This window comes from Pseudofulvibacter geojedonensis, assembly GCF_042675745.1.
Classification (GTDB): domain Bacteria; phylum Bacteroidota; class Bacteroidia; order Flavobacteriales; family Flavobacteriaceae; genus Pseudofulvibacter; species Pseudofulvibacter geojedonensis.
Window position 1 is genome coordinate 185,387 of sequence record NZ_JBHTJM010000008.1, and the last position, 20,870, is coordinate 206,256.

At 31.8% G+C, this 20,870-nt stretch carries 18 protein-coding genes; 13 read left to right on the forward strand and 5 right to left on the reverse strand.

Going from position 1 to position 20,870, the window contains the following annotated elements; all coding sequences use genetic code 11:
* Window positions 1–78 precede the first annotated feature (78 nt).
* From feoB to ACFQ1O_RS08065, 3 genes are read left to right on the forward strand one after another with little or no spacing between them, the layout of a single operon-like run.
* The gene (gene feoB / locus ACFQ1O_RS08055; protein WP_377715184.1) at window positions 79–2,034 is read left to right on the forward strand and encodes a ferrous iron transport protein B; all 1,956 of its coding nucleotides are present in this window, start codon (window positions 79–81) and stop codon (window positions 2,032–2,034) included.
* Window positions 2,035–2,057: 23 nt separating this feature from the next.
* On the forward strand, window positions 2,058–2,576 hold the full coding sequence (locus ACFQ1O_RS08060; protein ID WP_377715749.1) for a GNAT family N-acetyltransferase: 519 nt from the start codon (window positions 2,058–2,060) through the stop codon (window positions 2,574–2,576).
* A complete protein-coding gene (locus tag ACFQ1O_RS08065; protein ID WP_377715186.1) occupies window positions 2,577–2,708 on the forward strand; it encodes a FeoB-associated Cys-rich membrane protein in 132 nt (43 codons plus the stop codon).
* Here the strand turns inward: ACFQ1O_RS08065 and ACFQ1O_RS08070 are convergent.
* From ACFQ1O_RS08070 to ACFQ1O_RS08085, 4 genes are all read right to left on the reverse strand, one after another.
* Window positions 2,705–4,912: a PepSY domain-containing protein gene (locus ACFQ1O_RS08070; RefSeq protein WP_377715188.1), complete on the reverse strand. Its 2,208-nt coding sequence runs from the start codon at window positions 4,910–4,912 to the stop codon at window positions 2,705–2,707. The two genes, ACFQ1O_RS08065 and ACFQ1O_RS08070, sit on opposite strands and share 4 nt — an antisense overlap.
* Window positions 4,913–4,986: 74 nt before the next feature.
* Complete coding sequence (locus ACFQ1O_RS08075; protein WP_377715190.1) at window positions 4,987–5,475, reverse strand: DUF2271 domain-containing protein; 489 nt, start codon at window positions 5,473–5,475, stop codon at window positions 4,987–4,989.
* 39 nt (window positions 5,476–5,514) lie between these two features.
* The gene (locus tag ACFQ1O_RS08080; protein WP_377715192.1) at window positions 5,515–6,990 is read right to left on the reverse strand and encodes an ankyrin repeat domain-containing protein; all 1,476 of its coding nucleotides are present in this window, start codon (window positions 6,988–6,990) and stop codon (window positions 5,515–5,517) included.
* Window positions 6,991–6,997: 7 nt separating this feature from the next.
* On the reverse strand, window positions 6,998–7,921 hold the full coding sequence (locus tag ACFQ1O_RS08085) for a DUF6607 family protein (RefSeq protein ID WP_377715194.1): 924 nt from the start codon (window positions 7,919–7,921) through the stop codon (window positions 6,998–7,000).
* 70 nt (window positions 7,922–7,991) lie between these two features.
* Between ACFQ1O_RS08085 and ACFQ1O_RS08090 the strand changes: the two genes are divergently transcribed.
* The 7 genes from ACFQ1O_RS08090 (at window position 7,992) to ACFQ1O_RS08120 (ending at window position 16,109) form a co-directional block, all read left to right on the forward strand.
* On the forward strand, window positions 7,992–10,133 hold the full coding sequence (locus ACFQ1O_RS08090) for a TonB-dependent receptor plug domain-containing protein (protein ID WP_377715196.1): 2,142 nt from the start codon (window positions 7,992–7,994) through the stop codon (window positions 10,131–10,133).
* A gap of 10 nt (window positions 10,134–10,143) precedes the next feature.
* On the forward strand, window positions 10,144–10,890 hold the full coding sequence (locus ACFQ1O_RS08095) for an HmuY family protein (protein WP_377715198.1): 747 nt from the start codon (window positions 10,144–10,146) through the stop codon (window positions 10,888–10,890).
* 291 nt (window positions 10,891–11,181) lie between these two features.
* Window positions 11,182–12,474 carry a T9SS type A sorting domain-containing protein gene (locus ACFQ1O_RS08100; protein WP_377715200.1) on the forward strand — a complete coding sequence of 431 codons (1,293 nt, stop codon included), beginning with the start codon at window positions 11,182–11,184 and terminating at the stop codon, window positions 12,472–12,474.
* A gap of 120 nt (window positions 12,475–12,594) precedes the next feature.
* The gene (locus ACFQ1O_RS08105; protein WP_377715202.1) at window positions 12,595–13,110 is read left to right on the forward strand and encodes a ferritin; all 516 of its coding nucleotides are present in this window, start codon (window positions 12,595–12,597) and stop codon (window positions 13,108–13,110) included.
* Window positions 13,111–13,210: 100 nt separating this feature from the next.
* Window positions 13,211–13,363 carry a hypothetical protein gene (locus ACFQ1O_RS08110; protein WP_377715204.1) on the forward strand — a complete coding sequence of 51 codons (153 nt, stop codon included), beginning with the start codon at window positions 13,211–13,213 and terminating at the stop codon, window positions 13,361–13,363.
* A gap of 94 nt (window positions 13,364–13,457) precedes the next feature.
* Complete coding sequence (gene guaB, locus ACFQ1O_RS08115) at window positions 13,458–14,930, forward strand: IMP dehydrogenase (RefSeq protein WP_377715206.1); 1,473 nt, start codon at window positions 13,458–13,460, stop codon at window positions 14,928–14,930.
* Window positions 14,931–16,109 (forward strand): AIR synthase related protein, encoded by a 1,179-nt coding sequence (locus ACFQ1O_RS08120; RefSeq protein ID WP_377715208.1) that lies wholly within the window; start codon window positions 14,931–14,933, stop codon window positions 16,107–16,109.
* A 59-nt stretch (window positions 16,110–16,168) separates the two neighbouring features.
* Here the strand turns inward: ACFQ1O_RS08120 and ACFQ1O_RS08125 are convergent, their stop codons facing one another.
* The gene (locus ACFQ1O_RS08125) at window positions 16,169–18,127 is read right to left on the reverse strand and encodes an endonuclease (RefSeq protein ID WP_377715210.1); all 1,959 of its coding nucleotides are present in this window, start codon (window positions 18,125–18,127) and stop codon (window positions 16,169–16,171) included.
* A 202-nt stretch (window positions 18,128–18,329) separates the two neighbouring features.
* On the opposite strand from ACFQ1O_RS08125, the gene prfA reads away from it, so the two are divergent.
* The 3 genes from prfA to pyrF are packed head-to-tail and all read left to right on the forward strand — an operon-like array spanning window position 18,330 to window position 20,863.
* Window positions 18,330–19,406 carry a peptide chain release factor 1 gene (gene prfA, locus ACFQ1O_RS08130; protein WP_377715212.1) on the forward strand — a complete coding sequence of 359 codons (1,077 nt, stop codon included), beginning with the start codon at window positions 18,330–18,332 and terminating at the stop codon, window positions 19,404–19,406.
* 40 nt (window positions 19,407–19,446) lie between these two features.
* Window positions 19,447–20,028 carry a hypothetical protein gene (locus ACFQ1O_RS08135; RefSeq protein ID WP_377715214.1) on the forward strand — a complete coding sequence of 194 codons (582 nt, stop codon included), beginning with the start codon at window positions 19,447–19,449 and terminating at the stop codon, window positions 20,026–20,028.
* Between the two features lie 22 nt (window positions 20,029–20,050).
* Entirely contained in the window at window positions 20,051–20,863 is an 813-nt protein-coding gene (gene pyrF / locus ACFQ1O_RS08140) for an orotidine-5'-phosphate decarboxylase (RefSeq protein ID WP_377715216.1), read from the forward strand.
* Window positions 20,864–20,870 lie beyond the last annotated feature (7 nt).

A 20,870-nucleotide genomic window follows, 5' to 3' on the forward strand; every position in this document is an offset into this window, starting at 1 on the left:
ATATGTCAGGTCGAGCGCAGTCGAGACCTTTTAAGGATTAAAAATGACCTCTCGACTGCGCTCGAGGAGACAAAAGATATGTTAAAAGTAGCACTTATAGGAAATCCAAACACAGGTAAAACATCATTATTTAATGAGCTTACAGGTTTAAATCAAAAAGTAGGTAACTATCCAGGTGTTACTGTGGATAAAAAGACTGGTACGAGTAAATTATCAGATTCTGTAAAGGCTCAAATAATTGACTTACCTGGAACTTACAGTATTAATTCATCTTCTGCAGATGAAGAAGTTGCTATAGAGGTATTAACCAATAAAGACAATACATATTATCCAGATGCTGTTGTGGTAGTAGCTGATATTGAAAACCTAAAACGTAATTTACTACTCTATACTCAAGTAAAAGAGTTGGGATTGCCTACAATTTTGGCTATCAATATGGCTGATCAAATTGAGAAGAAAGGAATCTCAATTAATATTCAAGAATTAGAAAAATCTTTAAAAACTAAAATAGCATTAATAAGTACCAAGAAGTCTAAAGGGATCTCAGATTTAAAAGAGATTTTGATAGACTATCAATCAGTTTCTTTAGAATCTTGTTTTAATTTTAAAGAAACTCTTTTAGCAGAAGCAAAAACAGAAAAGCAAAAACAGCATCAAGAGACGATACAACGCTATCAGTTTATAAAAGAAACTTTATCTAAAAGCTATGAAAGAGATGCTAGTAAAGCAACCGATTTGCGATCTAAATTAGACAAGATTTTATTACACCCTATTTTTGGTTATGTTATTTTCTTTGTGATTCTTTTCGGGATTTTCCAAGCCTTATTCTCTTGGTCAGAAGCTCCAATGGATTTTATTGATGGAAGTTTTGCTAGTTTAAGTGAATGGTTTAAAGAAGTGCTCCCATCCGGATTGTTTACCGATTTATTATCAGAAGGTATTATACCCGGAATAGGAGGAGTGGTTATTTTTATACCTCAGATTGCATTTTTGTTCTTGTTTTTGGCAGTATTAGAAGAAAGTGGCTATATGAGTAGAGTGGTTTTCTTAATGGATAAAATTATGCGTCGTTTTGGTTTAAGCGGTAAAGGAGTAGTGCCTTTAATATCGGGTACTGCGTGTGCAATTCCAGCCATTATGGCAACTAGAAATATAGAAAGTTGGAAAGAACGCTTATTAACTATTCTAGTTACGCCATTTACAACCTGTGCAGCTAGATTACCTGTTTATGCTATTTTAATAAGTATTATAGTGCCAAGTTCAGCTACCTATTTAGGTTTTAATACTCAAGGATTGGTTTTAATGGGGTTATATTTATTAGGTTTCGTTTCTGCTATAGGAGCTTCTTATATACTAAACAAGGTAATTAAATTGAAGAGTACCTCTTATTTTGTTATAGAGATGCCTAATTATCAAATGCCATTAGTAAAAAATATAGGCTTAACAGTTTTAGAAAAAACCAAAGCGTTTGTTTTTGATGCAGGTAAAATCATTTTGGCTATTTCTATTTTACTTTGGGTGTTGGCTTCATTTGGTCCTTCAGATGAGTTTTCGAATGCTGAAGAAATTGTTACAAATTCCAATACTAACTTATCAAAAGAAGAGATAGATGTTAAAGTGGCTTCCTATAAATTAGAACGTTCGTATATAGGTGTTTTAGGAAAGGGTATTGAACCCGTAATTGAGCCTTTAGGTTATGACTGGAAAATTGGAATTGGCTTGATAACTTCTTTTGCAGCAAGAGAAGTATTTGTAGGTACTATGGCAACTATCTACAGTGTGGGTTCAGAAGAAGAATTACCAGTTAAAGAAAAAATGATGAAAGAGTTACGTGCAGATAGAAAAACTCCAATTTATTCGTTTGCTACAGGTATTTCGTTATTACTATTCTATGCTTTTGCAATGCAATGCATGAGTACTGTAGCTATTGTAAAAAGAGAAACAAATGGCTGGAAGTGGCCATTAGTGCAAATGGGAGTAATGACTGTCATTGCATATATGAGCGCCCTAATAGCGTATCAATTTTTAAAATAATAAATTGTACTATGGTCAATAAAATTATAGACATTCAAGTAATAGAAGTAAATATTTCTGATTTACAAATTTTACAAAAAATTGGTAGACAAACTTTCTCTGACACATTTTCTGAAGGAAACACTTCAGAAGATATGATTAAGTATTTAGATAAAAAGTTTAGTATAGAGCAGTTAACTCTTGAATTAAATAATAATGAATCTGAATTCTATTTTGCTAAGATCTCTAATGAGGTTGTTGGTTATTTAAAGCTTAATTTTGGTAATGCTCAGACAGAACTTAAAGATGATAAAGCTATAGAGATTGAAAGAATATATGTTTTAAAAGAATATTTTGGAAAAAAAGTAGGACAGTTTTTATATGATAACGCTTTAAATATAGCCAATTCTAAAAATGCAAAATATATTTGGTTAGGTGTTTGGGAAAAAAATACTAGAGCAATTAGATTTTACGAAAAAAATGGTTTTGTAGAATTTGACAAACATATTTTTGTATTAGGTGATGATGAGCAAACCGATATTATGATGAAACTAGAACTATAAATGAACGCTATTATTCAAAACATATTAGTTGGTATTGCTGTAGCCTTGGCTTTATGGATTTTGTATGATAAATTCTTAAAGCCACCTTCTAAAAAAGATAAGTCTTGTGGTAATGATGGTTGTGGGTGTTAGTAACAATCCATTAATAATTGTCCTTTGTTTTCGTAGTAGCTTAGCGGTTTTTTTAACTCTTCTTTGCAAATGCTATCTAATACCTTTAAAACTTCTTTTTGCATAGCTACAGAGCCGCAAATCATAATTACTCCTTTGTTTTCTAATAGTTCGGCAAATGCTGTATCTTGTTGTTGAATTAAATCTTGAACATAGGTTTTAGTAGTAGAAGTTCTAGAGTAAGCAGTAAAAATATTTTTTAGTTTACGATTGCTTTGCTGTTTTAAAATAAAGTCTTTGTATATGGAAAAAGATGCTTCGTTTCTTCCTCCCCAAAACAGATCAATAGGAATGTTTTTTTGGTTGTTTTCAATCATACCTAAAAACGGTCCAATACCAGTACCAGTGGCAATACAGACTACTTTATTTGCCTTTTTTGGGAAATGAAATTCTTTATTTGGTACAATTGCTGCATCTAGAATATCTGCCTTTTCTAATTGATGTAATAGGTTAGAAACAATACCTAATTGGTGACGTTTAACACTTACCAGTAAAGAATTTGATCTAGTTTTAGAAATTGAGTACAAGCGCTCTCTATCGTCGTTTTTAGGGTAAATAGCTAATAAATCTCCAGAATTAAACTTCTTGTTAGTTAAAGAACTTAATTCTAATAGAAAAGTGTTGTCTACCTGTTTTTCTTTTGAGGTAATGTTGAGGACTTTAAAAGATGAGGTTTTCATTTTTTTGATGCCTAAATCTTTTTTCTGAATATTAAGCTTAACATCTAAGTAATTTGATACTTCATTAAGCCACTCTGTATAAGCTTCAAAAGAAGCATTGTTAATGGTGTTAATTTTTAAAGCCTCCTTTGAGTTTGGTAATTGTTGTAATGTTTCTTGAACATCATAAGCAAATTTACAAAAGTGTTGATAGGCTCTTGATCCGAAGCCAAGAACAGAAAATTCAAATTCTTGTTGAATAGGATGTTTTTTAATCAGCTCTAAAAACTTATTGGCATTACTAGGGGCTTCCCCATCACCATAGGTAGCTGTAATTACTATCAGTTTTTTTAATGAAGTAAAGTTTCCAAATTTGTTAAGGTGAGTTAGATAGCTTTTTGCATTATTTTTCAGTAATTCTTGATGAAAAGCATTAGCATAATTTAAAGTAGTTCCACCTTCAGAACCAACTAATAGTGTGATTTCTGCTTGATTCCTCTTTATTGGATTTTTGATTTTGGTACTTTTTCTTGATAAGGTCATTGCAAAACCAGAGTAGAGAAAGTATAAAATACCCAAACAAGCTAGTAATAAAATTAACGACCATAATATGCTTCCGTGACCTGTATGAAGAATTAAGCTGTAATAAGATATAAGTTTGCTTAGTGGGTACACTTCTTCGCTAATTACTTCTCCGGTTATTTGATTAATAACGAGCTCTTTATTGGTTAAATAAAGGGTGTAGTAATCTTCTATATTATCAGAAAAAGGAAACTCGATTTGTTTTACATCTTTTAGCTGAATGTTTTTAAAAGCTATAAAGTTTTCTACTTCTGTTTTTGGCTCAGCTTTAATATTATCAAAATCTATTTGATAGTTGATGGTTTTCTCTGGTAATAAAGAGAATTTTTCTAATGATAAATAGATTCCTGTAAGAGTTAGAATTAATATAGGAATCAAACTCCATCTACCTAAGATTATATGAAAGTACTGGTTGGAGTTTTCTTTTACAATTTTAGAGAAAAACTGTAAGACACCACCTTGTCTTTTGCAAATTAATATAATACCAGTAATAGCAATTAAACAAAGAAATAAGGAACATAGACCAACTATAAATCGCCCAGTTTTTTTTAGAAATAACGATCGATGTAGGTTTGTGGTCCATTTAAATATAGGGTGAGTGTCTTTAGGGATGCCAATTATTTTTCCGTTTATAGGGTTAATAAAAACCTGCTTGTTTTCACCGTCTTTAGTTACCACATCTGCTAGAGCCTGGTTATGAGTGTTTATTTCAAACGAAACAACTTCTATATATTCCTTTTTAAGAACAGCTATAGTATTAGCAACAGTTTGTTCTTTGGCAACTGATGATATATGATGGTTTTCTACCTGTTCATTAATAGGTTCGAAAGCTAAAATAATACCAGTTATTGAGGCTAGTAGTATGAAAACTGAAAATGATAAGGCAAATCCTAAGTGGCTATATCTCCAAATTGATAAAGTCATATTACGCTCAGGTTAAAATTATAAAACCTCTTAGCTTATTATACCTAAGAGGCTCTATAATTTACAACGAAAAATTATTGAGGTATTAAGCGTATATAGCGAATAAAACCTTTACCGTTTACCTTGCTTTTTACTGTTTCATTGGTTAATTCAAACTCAATATCATTAGCATAGTATTTCTGATCTTCTACTGCAGTTTCAAAACGAATCTTGTAACCAGAATTAATTTTGTCATTATCAATTTCAATAACACTTACAGCTCTTTCTCCTCCAGCTAATGTTTCTCCAGTAATCGCGTCTATGTTAGGTCTTTTTTTACCGTATAAGTTTTCCCACCATTCAGTTATATCGTGGTACCAATCTTGATCATCTCCTTTAACGTTTAAGGTTTTAATATAGTTACCTTCTTTATCTAATAATGATACAACTATATAGGCACCTTCTCCAGAATAATTTGTCATCTGAATCATACACTTATACTTACTACTTGTGCTAGTGGTAAAAGCGAAACTTATTAAGCAAATGATTGTAATGGTTACTAAAGTGTTTATTTTCTTAATCATAATTAAAATTTATTTTGTCTTTTCCGAGAAATCGGAAATCTATTTCAAAAAACTTAAATCTTCGTTTTTTAATGCTTCATTTTCATTAGCTAAGTCAAAAACACTCTCATCAAAATCGGTAGTAACTGTTTTATCAGCTCCTTTATGTAGCAAATATTTTATTAAATCGGTGTTTTTAGCCGACATCACAGCTTTTTGTAAAGCAGTATAACCTTCCTTATTTTTGGCATTAATATTTATTTTAAAAGGTTTTAAGTATTTAGCTAATTCTAAACTATTCTTATCTACAGCTATATGATAATGAGTATTTCCATTTTTTTGGCTAGATTTCAGATCAAGTCCTGCAGCTCCTAATAACTCTATTTTACTGGTGAATTCTTTTTCTTTTTTAGGAGAATACGATTGAAGTAAATAATACATAAGGTTATTTCCTTTCTTGTCTACAACAGTTAAATCTCCTCCTTTTTTAAGCAATAGGTCAATTACTTTAGTAGAGTTTCCTTCTATAGCATAAGTTAAGGCACTAGCTCCTTCTTTGTTAGTGTGATTAATATTTTTAGTATGTTTTAGCAACAGTTCAATAACTTCTATATTGTTTCTGTAACTAGCACTAAGTAGGGCAGTATTTCCATCTTTATTGGTAGAGTTAACATCAGTACCTTTATCTATAAAGTAATTGAAGACTTCTAAATCTTTACAGCTGTATGCTAAATTATGCAAAGCTGTTCTACCATTTTTGTTTTTGATGTTTGGAGAAATTCCTAAACTTTCTAGATACTTAAAATAATCTAAAGAGTTATAACCTCTTCTGCTACCTTTAGTTGCAAATAACATAGCATTACCTCCGTTATTGTTTAATTGCTTGTAAGGTAAACCTTTGGCGATAATGGCATTTAATATTTCTCTGTTGTCTTTAGTAGCAGCATAATTAAACATGCCATTACCGTTATTATCTACGTCAGTGAGTTTAAAACCTTTGTCGGTAAAATAGCTAATAAAATCTAAGTTTTTTAAGCTAGGCGTTACCAATAATAAAGCATTGGCTCCTTTTGGGGTTACAGCATCTAATTGAGCTCCGTTATTAACTAGTAAATCGTATAGTTTAGGGTTTTGCTGACCAGTTGTAGCGGCAAAATTTACTATTGAATAACCTTTGTCATCAATAACATCCATTTTAGCGCCATTGTCTATTAAGTACTTTACAATTTCGATATTGTCTTTATAAGCCGCCCAGAAGATATATGTTCTTCCGTCGTGAGTTAATTTATTAACACCGTTACCTTTAATCTTTAAAAGGTGTTTAATGGTATTGTTGTCAACATTTTCTAATAGTGCCCAAGCTACCGCATCAAAACCAAAACGATTTAATTCTGTTGGGTCGTTACCTTCAGCTATTTTTTGGTCAATTGTTTTAATAGAAGGTTGTTCTTTCCAGAACCCCCTTTCTAAAAACTGATTTTCTTGAGCATTAACTAAATTAAGACTAATTAATAATAAATAAAATATCTTCTTCATTTTTACTCTATTTTTCAGCCTTGTCATTAGAGTCATCTTTTACAAAAGCATCAATTATTTTAGCAATTTTTCTTTTAGTTTCGTAGTATTCAGAAAACAAGTATTTGTATAATAATTTGTTGTCTACTTTCTTTTCTAGACTTAAGTCTTTGTTTCTACCATAAACCTCAGTCCATTTGTTACGAACTAGTTTCCATTTGTTAATGTTTTTCTGCCACCATTCTTGAGCAGCTTTGCATTTTTCGTCTGGAAGTTTCTCATAAGTATTATAGCCTTTTTCTTTAGCTAAAATAAAATCTTCTTTTCCTGTCTCTCTCAGAATTTTGTCATTGTCCTGGTCGTGTATCCAGTTATCTCCAACTATTTCATGTCTATTTCCACGCATTGTTAAATTGTAGTCACTTCTTTTAGTATACTCTCTTCTTGGTAATGGAGCAGGAGTTGTGTTTTCCCAAAAGCTTTTCCCATCTACATGTACCCAGGTAGCAGATCCTTCGTAACGCGGACTATCATCGACTTGATATACTTTTTGTGTCCATTGGCCTTTAACTTGTTCAGGAGTTTTCTTTTCAAAAGCCCAATTGTTACCTGTATTGAACATATAGAAATTGGTATTTTCAAATAACCAATCTTGACGCCAGTGTTTTACAATATAAGGCTTGTCAGATCTGCCAACTTGCAATAAATGTTGCATTGACACTTTATTATCATTATCTTCAACTAACTGTACCCATTCTATGGCAGATTCAGATTTCATTTTAGAAGGTTTGTATAAAGAATCGTTACTGTAGTTAAATGTTTCAGCAAAATTGAAAGTTACCTTGTAACATCCACACATGCTTTTAATAGCTTGATGATCTTGTTCTTTTTTGTTTTGTGCTGATAATGAAATACTTACTAGTATTAATATTAGTAAAGAAAATTGTTTCATAAAAAATAATTTAATTTTATTTAGATTGATTTAAAATAAGCTGTTATATTTGTCGGCAAATTTATAAAGAATGAGTCTAAATAAAAATACTTTTTTACTTTTTTTACTTTTAGGAAGTGTTGTTTTCTCACAAGAAAACTCTAAAAAGAAAGATTCTATTACTAATTTAGATGAGGTATTAGTAACAGCTACTAGAACAGAAAGGCAATTATCTTCTTTACCATTGCCAGCTCAAATAATTACTAAAGAGCAAATAAAGGCATCTAACTCTATTAGATTAAGCGATTTAATAAACGAGCAAACAGGTTTAATTACCATTAAAGATCATGGACAAGAGGGAGTACAAATTCAAGGAATGGATTCTCAGTATACCTTAGTAATGATTGATGGTGTTCCATTAATAGGAAGGTTAACAGGTGATTTTGATTTGAGTAGGATTACAGTTGCAAATGTAAAACAAGTAGAAATAGTAAAAGGAGCTTCTTCTTGTTTATATGGTAGCGAAGCAATGGGTGGTGTTATAAATGTTATTACTGAAACCCCAACAGATACATTAACAGGTAATTTTTATCATAGGTCTGGTACTTTCAATACCCATGATACTAGTGTAAACCTTAACCTTAAAAAGAAGAAGCTTAGTTTTAGTGGTTTAGTAAACAGATATTCTACACAAGGATATGATTTAGATAATTTTAGTGAAGGGAGAACACTAAATCCTTTTAATAATTTAACTGCACAAGTAAAGTTGGGGTATGAGTTAAATAAGAAAACAAGTTTAACATTTTTAGCTAGACTTTTTCATCAAAAAAGGAAAGAAGAATCTGTTAATACGGTTTTACCTATTTATTATAGAGAGCGTTTAGATGAGTATAATTCTCAATTTAAGATAGATCATAAATTTAATAGTAAATGGGATGCTTCTTTTGAATTATATGCTACTCAATACAAAACAAAAAGCTATTCTCGATTTACAGATAACTCTATTGAAGATGGTAATGTTTTTAATCAATTATTTTTTAGGCCAGAAGTAAGAGCTCATTACAAACCAAATAAAGCTCATAGTGTTATTTTTGGAGGAGGATTAACCCATGAAAGAATAGATAGAACATTATTCGATATAAAACCAAAATTTAATGCTCCTTATGTTTTTGCTCAATACGATGTTAACCCAACCGAAAAGTTAAATATAATAGCTGGTGCTCGTTATGATGCTCATAACGAATATAAATCTCAATTCAGTCCAAAATTGGCTGCTAGGTATAAAATAACCAATAAACTTGCTGTAAAAGCCTCAGCGGGTTATGGTTATAAAGCACCCGATTTCAGGCAATTGTATTTAAACTTCACAAACCCGGCTGTAGGTTATACAGTATTAGGTTATTTTGAAACAGCCGGAGGACTTCAGCAATTATATAACGATGGAGCTTTTTTAAATCAGCAAACTGGAAGTCAATTAGTTTCTCTACAAGAACTAAATGAAATTATAGATAGAGATTTCTCAGATGAATTAAGGCCTGAATCGTCAGTAAATTTAAATTTTGGGATAGATTATAAGTTCAATAATCAATTAAAAGCATCTGTCAATTTATTTAGAAATAATATAAGAAACCTAATAGAGGCATATCCTATAGTTGGTAGAGCTAACGGTCAAAATGTATTTGGTTATAGAAACTTTAGTAAAGTTTATACGCAAGGTCTAGAGTTTAACACCATTTATGCACCTATTAAACAGTTGCAAATTAGTGGTGGTTATCAATTATTGTATGCAAAAAGTGTAGAGGCTGAGGAAAAATTTGAAAACGGAGAAGTTACTGTTTCTAATTTAGTACCAGGTAGTCCAGTTACGTATACATTAAGAAAGAAGGATTATTTCGGTTTAGCTAACCGCTCTAGACATATGGCTAATATCAAAGTCTTTTATAAGAATTCGGCCTATAATTTTGATGCCAATATAAGAGGTACTTATAGAAGTGAATATGGTTTATTCGATACCAATCAAAACCAATACTTAGATAAATTCGATGAATTTGTAGAAGGATATTCTATTTGGGACTTAGCTATTAATAAAACTTTTTATAAAAAATATCAACTTGGCTTTGGTGTAGATAACGTCTTTGAATTTACTGACCCGAGACAAAGTGATACTGATGTAATATCTATAAACAATATTCCAGGAAGAATATTTTATGGAAAATTAAATGTTAATTTTTAAAAATGAAGCTATGAAAACGATGAAGTATTTTGTATTACTTTTTTTAACGATTTCACTATTCTCTTGTAGTGATGATGATTTACCTCCTTGTGTTGAAACTGCATGGTTTATAGATGCAGATAATGATACATTAGGAAATCCAGATGTTGTACTAATGAGTTGTATACAGCCCGAAGGTTATGTGGGGAATAATGACGATCAAGATGATACAGACCCTTTAAACTTAGCACCATTGGTAGCAGCTACTATATCTAATTTACATGCGCCACAAACCGGTGGGCAAGGCCAAGGTCCAATCGGAGGCGAGTTTACTAAATTCGACTTTGCATCAGGGCAAATAACAACGAGCGAAACCGATTGGGATATTGCTTTTAGAGGTACTACAATTATAGTTAATGGAGGTGAAGCTTCAGGAACTAATGATGAACCAACCAGAAACGGGAATGCTGGAGTGTACATAGCAGACGGAAGTATGGAATCGATTACTGAAGCAAATGGGAGTTTTGTTTCTGATGCACCTGGTAATCTAGCTATTACTACAGGTTCAGGTAACGGATGGTATCTGTATGATGGTACTACTCATTTAATTAACCCTATTTCTGGTAAAATATTAGTATTTAAAACCAGAGACGGAAAATATGCCAAGGTGAAAATTGTAAGTTATTATAAAGATTTAGATCAGTCAAATTATGCTAATGCTAGGTATTACACATTTGATTATGTGTACCAACCAAATGAAGGAATAACTACTTTTTAAGTTAATTACAAAACAGCATAAAAATATAATTTTCGGAAAAACTTTTTGTCTGTTAAGTAGAAAACTGGGGTATTCAAGATTAAACTAACCCTTGTTGCCCAGTTTTCTTAAATAAAAAATCAATGTTAAAAATTACGATTAAATAAATAGAAATAGCCATTTATACAGAACATCAAAATTTTAGGGGCTAAATTGAGTTGTCTGTTGTTGTAATCGAGCGTTATAGGTAGCTAAAGCTTATGCGCTCGATTATTTTAAAAATTATGTAAACCAAATTTAACTTTTTATATCATGAAAAAACAATACATTTTATTAGTATTGGTAGTATTGTACTGCCTAAACTTTAGCTTTGCACAATGCGATACAGCTGTTACTACAGTAGATGACAGCTTTGAATCTTATACTACTGGAGGAGCTTTATCTGGAGCAGGTTCTTGTTGGACAGCTTTAACAACCAATTCTGGAGGCGATGGTTCTCTAGATGGTTATACAGGTGTTAGAGATACTGGAGCTAATACTGGTTCTAATTGTTTGTCTAGTTATACTTTTTTTGGGTCTAATAATTACATTTATTTTATTAGCCCCAAATTAAATAGTATAGACGGAACTCACTATGCTGAATTTTATGCTTATGGGGCTGGAGCTACATTGAGAATGGGAACAATTAGCAATCCGAGTGATTATAATACTTTTACTGAATTATCAGGAAGTTCAGAAATTAGTTTAACAGGAGCACATGTTAAATATGAATCTGGAGTCGTTGCTAATACTACAGATGAGTATTTTACAGTTCGAATTTCTGCACCAGCTAATCACACATCAATTAAATTTGATGATTTTAAATGGCAAAGTATTTGTAATACTACTGTAGCTACAGTTGATGATGATTTCTCTAGTTATGCAGCAGGTGCAGGTAACCCAATGCCAACTTGTTGGAATTCAATAGGAACTGTTGCAGCTGGTGTTAGAACTGGAGGTATTTCTGATTCTAACTGTATTATGAGTTATAATTCTGGAACTGGTGACATGTACATAATTGCGCCTAAGTTATCTACAATAAACGGAAGTTATGTTTCAGAATTTCAAATAAAAGCAAATAATAATACAGCAACTTATCAGGTAGGAACTATAACTAATAATACAGATGCTAATACATTTACGCCAGTAGGAGCAGTTACATCCATAACAGATAGTTTTGTATTAAGAAATTCTGGAACAGTACCAAGTAGTTCAAATGAATATTTTGCAATTAAAATAACTACTGTTGTTCCACATACATCTGTAAGAATAGATGGTTTTAAATGGAATGAATCGGCCGTTTTATCAACTGAAGAATTTACTACAGAAGTTGAAAAGATTTCATTATTTCCGAATCCTAGTTTAGATAAGCAAGTAGTTATACAAACAAGTAATACTAAGGATAAAGAAATAGCTATTTATTCTTTAAACGGAAAAAAGGTATTTGTCACAAAATCTAACTTAAGATTTGTTGATTTGAGTTTAACTAGCTTATCTTATGGTATATACATGGTTAAAGTTACTAGCAATGAAGGTAGCTTGGTTAAGAAATTAATCCTTAAGTAAATAGTCTAAAATATCTTAAAAATGTGTCTTTTTTATAGAAGCACCTAATATAGAATGCTTCTAATAATTTAAAATGATCATTTTACATCTTAATTATATATTTTTATATTAAAATTAAAAATGATGAAACCAGAAATAGAGAACCTTTTAAACAATCAAATAAAATATGAAGCAAGTGCTTCAATGCACTATTTAGCAATGGCGTCTTGGGCAGATTCAAGTGGTTATAATGGAATTGCAGATTTCTTTTATATGCACTCTGAAGAAGAGCGTTTGCATATGACTAAATTGGTGAAGTTTGTTAATGAAAGAGGAGGAACAGCAAAAGTACCTGCTTTAGAGGCTCCAAAGTCAGATTTTAAAGGAGTAATTGAGTTGTTCGAAGAGTTTTTAAAAAGTGAAGTTTTTGTTACAGAAAAAATTAATGAGATCATTTTTGAATGTCTAGAACATAAAGATTACAATACGCACAATTTTATGCAATGGTATGTTTCTGAACAACTAGAAGAAGAGGCAATGGCTAGAACTATGTTAGATAAGTTAAGTCTTTTAGGAGAAGATAAATCTGGACATTATATGTTTGATAGAGATATTATGGGCTTTGCAGCAGATATAGCTGAAGAGAATAAGCAATAGAGTAGATTTTAACTCACTATAATTAAGCGTATTACTTGTGTGATACGCTTTTTTTATTATATTTACCATCTATTTAGAATTGATGTAAATAAAAATAGTGATGATGATAGTAGCAGTTTTAATTTTAAATTCTCCATGTGCAACACAAATTAATGATTGTGGTTCTTGTAAAGCAGTAGGGAAAAAGAAAAAATGCTGTGAAAAATTTAAAAAGAAAGGAAAAACAAACTGCAAGCGTTGTCCTAAACTATAAGAGTATTCATAATCTGTAGTTAATAACTAAATTAACATAGTGTAATTCATTAAAAAAGCCGTATATTTGCACGCAATTAATTACTAATTGCAACATGACAGCACACAACTCAAAACTTGTTGGAGAAGGATTAACTTACGATGACGTACTTTTAATTCCAGCTTACTCCGAAATTCTTCCTAGAGAAGTTAGTATTCAAACAAAATTTACGAGAAACATTACCATTAATGTACCTATAGTTTCTGCAGCTATGGATACAGTAACTGAATCTGCTATGGCAATTGCTATTGCAAGAGAAGGAGGTATTGGTGTGTTGCATAAAAACATGACGATTGCTGCTCAAGCTAACGAAGTTAGAAAAGTGAAGCGTTCTGAATCGGGAATGATAATAGATCCTATAACTTTACCAAAAGAGGCTTTAGTAGCAGATGCAAAACAAAACATGAAGGAGCATAGAATAGGAGGGATTCCTGTTGTAGATCAAGATGGTAAGTTAATTGGTATTGTTACTAATAGAGATTTACGCTTTGAGAAAAACAACGAAAGACCTATTGCTGAGGTAATGACTTCTGAAAACTTGGTTACAACCTCAGAAGGAACTTCATTAAAAGATGCAGAAGAAATTCTTCAGAAAAATAAAATAGAAAAATTGCCAGTAGTTAATGCTGATAATAAATTAGTAGGATTAATTACTTTTAGAGATATTACTAAATTAACTTTAAAGCCTAACGCCAATAAAGACAAGTTTGGTCGTTTGCGTGTTGCTGCTGCTTTAGGTGTTACTGCAGATGCTGTAGAGCGAGCTGAAGCTTTGGTAAATGCTGGCGTAGATGCAGTTATTATAGATACTGCTCATGGTCATACTAAAGGTGTGGTTACTGTTTTAAAAGAAGTAAAGGCTAAATTTCCTGAATTAGATGTTGTGGTTGGAAATATTGCTACTGCTGAAGCTGCAAAGTACTTAGTAGAAGCAGGAGCAGACGCTGTTAAAGTAGGTATAGGTCCAGGTTCTATTTGTACAACTAGAGTTGTTGCTGGAGTAGGATTCCCTCAGTTTTCTGCAGTTTTAGAGGTAGCAGCTGCCATTAAAGGATCAGGTGTACCTGTAATTGCAGATGGTGGAATTCGTTATACAGGAGATATTCCTAAAGCAATTGCAGCTGGAGCAGATAGTGTTATGCTAGGTTCTTTATTAGCTGGAACTAAAGAGTCTCCAGGAGAAACCATTATTTTACAAGGTAGAAAATTCAAGTCTTATAGAGGAATGGGATCTGTGGAAGCAATGAAAAAAGGTTCTAAAGATCGTTATTTCCAAGATGTTGAAGCAGATATTAAAAAGTTAGTGCCAGAAGGAATTGTAGGTCGTGTTGCTTATAAAGGAGAATTACAAGAAAGTATTCACCAATTTGTAGGAGGATTACGTGCAGGTATGGGATATTGTGGTTCTAAAGATATTGAGACCTTAAAAAATAACGGAAAGTTTGTTCGTATTACAGCTTCTGGTATTAATGAGAGTCACCCACACGATGTAACAATTACTAAAGAAGCACCTAATTATTCTAGATAGATGAGTTCAGAAATTTCTAAAAGATATAGTCAAAGAGGTGTTTCAGCTTCTAAAGAAGATGTACACAATGCTATTAAAAATGTAGACAAAGGATTGTTTCCGAAAGCATTTTGTAAAATAGTTCCAGATCATTTAACAGGAGATGAAGATTACTGTTTAATTATGCATGCAGATGGAGCAGGAACAAAATCTTCATTAGCCTATATGTACTGGAAAGAAACAGGTGATGTTTCAGTTTGGAAAGGTATTGCTCAAGACGCATTAATCATGAATATAGATGATTTATTATGCGTTGGAGCTACAGATAATATTATGTTATCTTCAACTATAGGAAGAAACAAAAGTTTAATTACCGGAGAAGTTTTATCGGCTATTATAAACGGAACTGAAGAGTTAATTTCTGAATTAAAAGAGTTCGGTGTTACAATTCATTCTACAGGAGGTGAAACTGCAGATGTAGGAGATTTGGTAAGAACAATTATAGTAGATTCTACTGTTACAGCTCGTATGAAACGTTCTGACGTAATAGACAATGCTAATATTAAAGCAGGAGATGTAATTGTTGGATTAGAATCATTTGGTCAAGCTACTTATGAGAAAGAGTATAACGGCGGGATGGGATCTAATGGATTAACATCTGCTCGTCATGATGTCTTTAATAAGTATTTAGCTGATAAATACCCTGAGAGTTTTGATGCAGCTGTTCCTTCAGATTTAGTGTATTCAGGGAATACTAAATTAACAGATGAGGTTGAAAATTCACCAATAGACGCTGGAAAGTTAGTATTATCACCAACTCGTACTTATGCTCCAATAGTAAAAGAAATATTATCTAAATATTCTTCTGAAGAGATTCACGGAATGATTCACTGTTCCGGTGGAGCACAAACTAAGATTTTACATTTTGTAGATAATTTACATATTGTAAAAGATAATATGTTTTCTATTCCACCATTGTTTAAATTAATACAAGAACAGTCTGGAACCGATTGGAAAGAAATGTACCAGGTATTTAATTGTGGCCATAGATTAGAGTTATATGTTAAGCCAGAGGTAGCAGAAGATTTAATAGCTATATCTAAATCTTACAATGTTGATGCTCAGGTAATAGGTAGAGTAGAAGCTTCAGAAAATAAGAAGCTTACTATTACAAGTGAGTATGGTACTTTTGAATATTAATACAATCTTAAAAATTATATATAAAAAAGGCTTTCTGATTTTTTAGAAAGCCTTTTTTATTATTTAATAAATACTTTTTTTACGATTGACTTTCCTTCTGTTTCAATTTTCAACATATACAATCCACTTGCTAAATGGAGTTTTAAGAAGTTGTTATTTAGTATTTTTTCTGTAAATAACTTTCTACCATCAAGCGAATAAAAGCTAATGGTATAATTAGAGCTTGTTCCTGAAATATACAATTTGTCTTTAGCAGGATTAGGATATATTGAAAAACGAACACTGTCTACATCTTCAATATTTAATGGGTTTGTCCAGCTATCTCCAATATTATTTCCCCAAATGTATTCTACTAAATCGGGTTGGTCTATAAATGGGTTTCTGTTTTTTTGCCAATTATAAACAATATTATTTCGATTCATCTCAAAATCGTCTGGTGGGTCATTTCTATGCCAATCTAATAAAGTAGTTAAATCTCCTAGCTCACCAGTTGTACTAGGAAAACCATTAACTACTGCCAATCCGTTATAACGTATTTCCATAAATAATACGCTTCTGGCTACATCTCCTTTAAAACTGCCTAAATTTCCAACAGGTCCATTATATTGCCCATAATGTTGGTTACCTCGGGTACTATTTTCGGGTCCATCTGCAGCTCTTAAAGCATGAGCATCGGAGTTACCATGACGTAAAGAATCTGCTTTTGTTGCCCAATAAACATCTGGTCCATCAATAATATCATCTAAATCAATATTATTAAATCCACCTCTCGAACGCGGATAGGTATGCTCTCTATTCCAAGTTCCTACATTGTTAGAGGAGGTTTGGAAATCTAACTTAGCTCTTCCTTGTTCTGTATATACTAACCAAACTTGATTGCTGTTTTCAGGATTTACATCGGCCTCTTTTAAAATATCAATTACATCATTATAGGTTTGCGCTCTAACCGTAGCTGGGTTTGCAATAATATCTTGTAAAGCTTGTCGTAGGGCATTATCTGCTAAACCTTCTAAAGAGTCGTAATAACCAGATGGTTGTGTACTTGCAACAATTCCATATGTTGGATTGGTAGGAGTACCCCAAGGAGCAACCACAAAGTCGTTATCTACTACTCTCAACTTAATAAAATTGTTGTAGGGAATGTACGGAGTAGTTAGGTTTTCAAATTTGATAATTGGCTCTTCATCACCTTCATCTAAAATATCATCAATTAAAGTAATGCTTGTAGTTACAGAATTTTGACCATTTAAAATAGTTACAGAAGTATTTCCAGTAAAATCAGCAGTGCTAAACCCACCATTATCTAATGTAAAATTAAAATTATAATCTCCAGTTACATTTTGTTCCGTTGTAAAAGTAATATCAAAAGAATCTCCTTCATTAAACTGTGTTTGGGTGGTCGATATTGTAATTGGATTATAAGTAATGCCACTCCCGTCATTTAAAGCTCGAGGAGTTGGACTAACAGATGAATAGGTTACATTGCTACTCATGTCAACAAATCGCTGAATAGAATTGGTGTTGTTACTAGATCCTTCGTTTATTTGTTCTGTAAGACCTAAGAGTCCCATTAAAACAGTATCGTCAGCGTCAGCAGTATCATAAGCTAGAGCATCTATTAAGTTGGTTTGAGTAGCTAAAGTTCCTTCCGGAAAATCAGTACTACTACCTAAGTATACCGCAACAGCATCGGCCCCATTTTGTATTACATTACTAGCAATGACCAATTGTGGAAATGGGTTAACATTATCACTGCCTATTAATAATAGTCCATTATCATCGGTAGTATAGCCGTCTAAATCTATAGTAAAGTAGCTTGAGTCTGCTCCAGAAGTAGATCCGTTAAAAAACACGACAACATAACCATCTAAAGAAAAATTTGGAGTATCAGATTTTAATTCTAAAAATTCTTTGTCGTCTACACCAGGTGTATCACAATCTAATTCATTAATTACAATCTGACTCATTAAAAAATGACTAAAGAAGAGAGTAAAAGCTAAAGTAATTGTATTTTTCATAAAGGAAACTTTTACACAAAGGTACTAACTTATAATTATTACATAGTCTTAAAGAATTGAAGCTAGATTACTTAGTACTAGAAAAACAATTATTGTTCTTATACATACTTAACAAAGATCGGCGAATATTTTCTTTTCTATTTATAATAAAATTGAACATCTATTTTATTAAATTTGCTACCCTCATAATAGAGAATGAATTATGTTAGAAAGATTACAGATAGTAAAACAGCGTTTTGATGAAGTATCAGATTTAATTATCCAACCAGATATTATTTCAGATCAAAAGCGTTATATTGAATTAAATAGAGAGTATAAAGATTTACGATTGATGATGGAAAAGAGAGATCAGTACATCGAACTCGTAAACAATATAGAAGAGTCTAATGAAATTATAGCTGATGGATCTGATGCTGAAATGGTAGAGATGGCTAAAATGCAGTTAGACGAAGCAAAAGCACAATTACCAGCTTTAGAAGATGAGATTAATGTCTTGATGATTCCTAAAGATCCTGAGGACGCTAAAAATGTTGTGGTAGAGGTACGTGCTGGTACAGGGGGAGATGAAGCAAGTATATTTGCAGGAGATCTATATCGTATGTATACTAAGTATGCTAGTGATAAAGGATGGAAAGTAGAGGTTGTAAATTTAAATGAAGGAACTTCTGGAGGATTTAAAGAAATTATTTTTGAAATTTCTGGAGAGGATGTTTACGGAACCATGAAATATGAGTCTGGTGTACACCGTGTGCAACGTGTACCGCAAACAGAAACTCAAGGTAGAGTACATACATCTGCAGCAACTGTAATTGTTTTACCAGAAGCAGAAGAGTTTGATGTAGAATTGAATATGCAAGAAGTACGTATTGAACGTACTACTTCTACAGGACCAGGAGGTCAGTCTGTAAACACTACCTATTCGGCAATTAAATTACACCACGAACCTACAGGTATGATTGTTAGCTGTCAGGATCAGAAATCATCTCATAAAAACTTAGAGAAAGCTTTAAAGGTATTACGTTCTCGTTTATACGAGTTAGAGTTGGCTAAGAAGCAAGCAGCAGATTCCGCTACTCGTAAGAGTTTAGTTTCTTCTGGAGACCGTTCTGCTAAAATTAGAACTTACAACTATCCTCAAGGTCGTGTAACCGACCATAGAATAGGATTAACCCTATATGATTTACCTAATATTGTAAATGGAGATATTCAGAAAATTATAGATGAGTTAATGATTGTAACCAATACTGAGAAGTTAAAAGCAAATTCAGACTCTATTTAATACATTATAATTCCCGCTATTGGCGGGAATTTTTATATAAATGAAAATAATCATATTCATATTATTTTTTATTTCTGTCTTTACAAGCTGTAATAGGGTTGGTAATCAAATTGTACAGCCAGTTTCTGTTGATGAAATAAAAAGAGAAACTAATGATTTAGATGCTCATCAAGCAAATAAAGAGGTTACTGATATGTGTATTTTTGATCAATCAACTCAAACAGATGATTTTTTGAAAGGCATAGAAGAGTTAAAGGGGTATGTTTGGGATAATAATAGTAAAACAGCTATTAAAGAGTTATCAGAAGACAAAGTAATAAGCATTTATAGGGAAGGATGTGATGAATTGTTTTTAGAGACTACAATCATATTGAACAATAAGAATGAGTTTTCAAATGAATTAATTAATCAGAATATTATCAAAATAGCTAAATTATTTCCTAATGAGTATGAAGAAGCTTTGGTAAAAGATTGTTTAAACACTAATTGTCTAAGCATTACTAAAGAGAGCCCTAGTAATTATTATGGAAACTTTATGAGGTATGAATTATATGAATTATTAACAGTTTACGTAAGAATTGAAAATAATAAAATTCATATAACTCTAGGTACGTATTTATAGCTTAAATTTTATATAAATAAGAATGACAACACAACAACTAGTAGAACAGATAAAGGCTAAAAAATCATTTTTATGTATTGGTTTAGATGTCGATTTAAATAAAATCCCAAAACATTTATTAGATACTGAAGATCCTATTTTTGAATTTAATAAAGCTATTATAGATGCAACACACGATTTATGTGTGTCTTATAAACCTAATACTGCTTTTTATGAAGCTTATGGTTTAAAAGGATGGAAAGCTTTAGAAAGGACTATTAATTATATAAATGAGAAGTATCCAGAGATATTTACTATAGCCGATGCTAAACGTGGTGATATTGGTAATACTTCTACTATGTATGCTAAAGCATTTTTTGAAGATTTAGCGTTCGATTCGGTAACTGTTGCTCCTTATATGGGTAAAGACTCTGTTGAGCCGTTCTTAGCTTTTAAGAATAAGCATACCATTATGTTGGCTTTAACATCTAATCAAGGAGCTTTTGATTTTCAAACCTTAGACGTAGATGGAAAAGAATTGTACAAGCAAGTTTTAGAAACATCTAAATCGTGGCAAAACTCTGAAAACTTAATGTATGTTGTTGGAGCTACTAAAGCGGAGTATTTTACGGAGATTAGAAAAATTGTACCTAATAGTTTCTTATTGGTTCCAGGAGTTGGAGCTCAGGGAGGAAATTTACAAGATGTGTGTAAATATGGTATGAACGATAATATAGGTCTATTAATTAACTCTTCTAGAGGAATTATTTATGCTGGGAATGATGAAAATTTTGCAAAAGCTGCAGCAGAAAAAGCTCTAGAGTTACAACAGCAAATGTCTGAGGTATTAAGTTAATGATGTA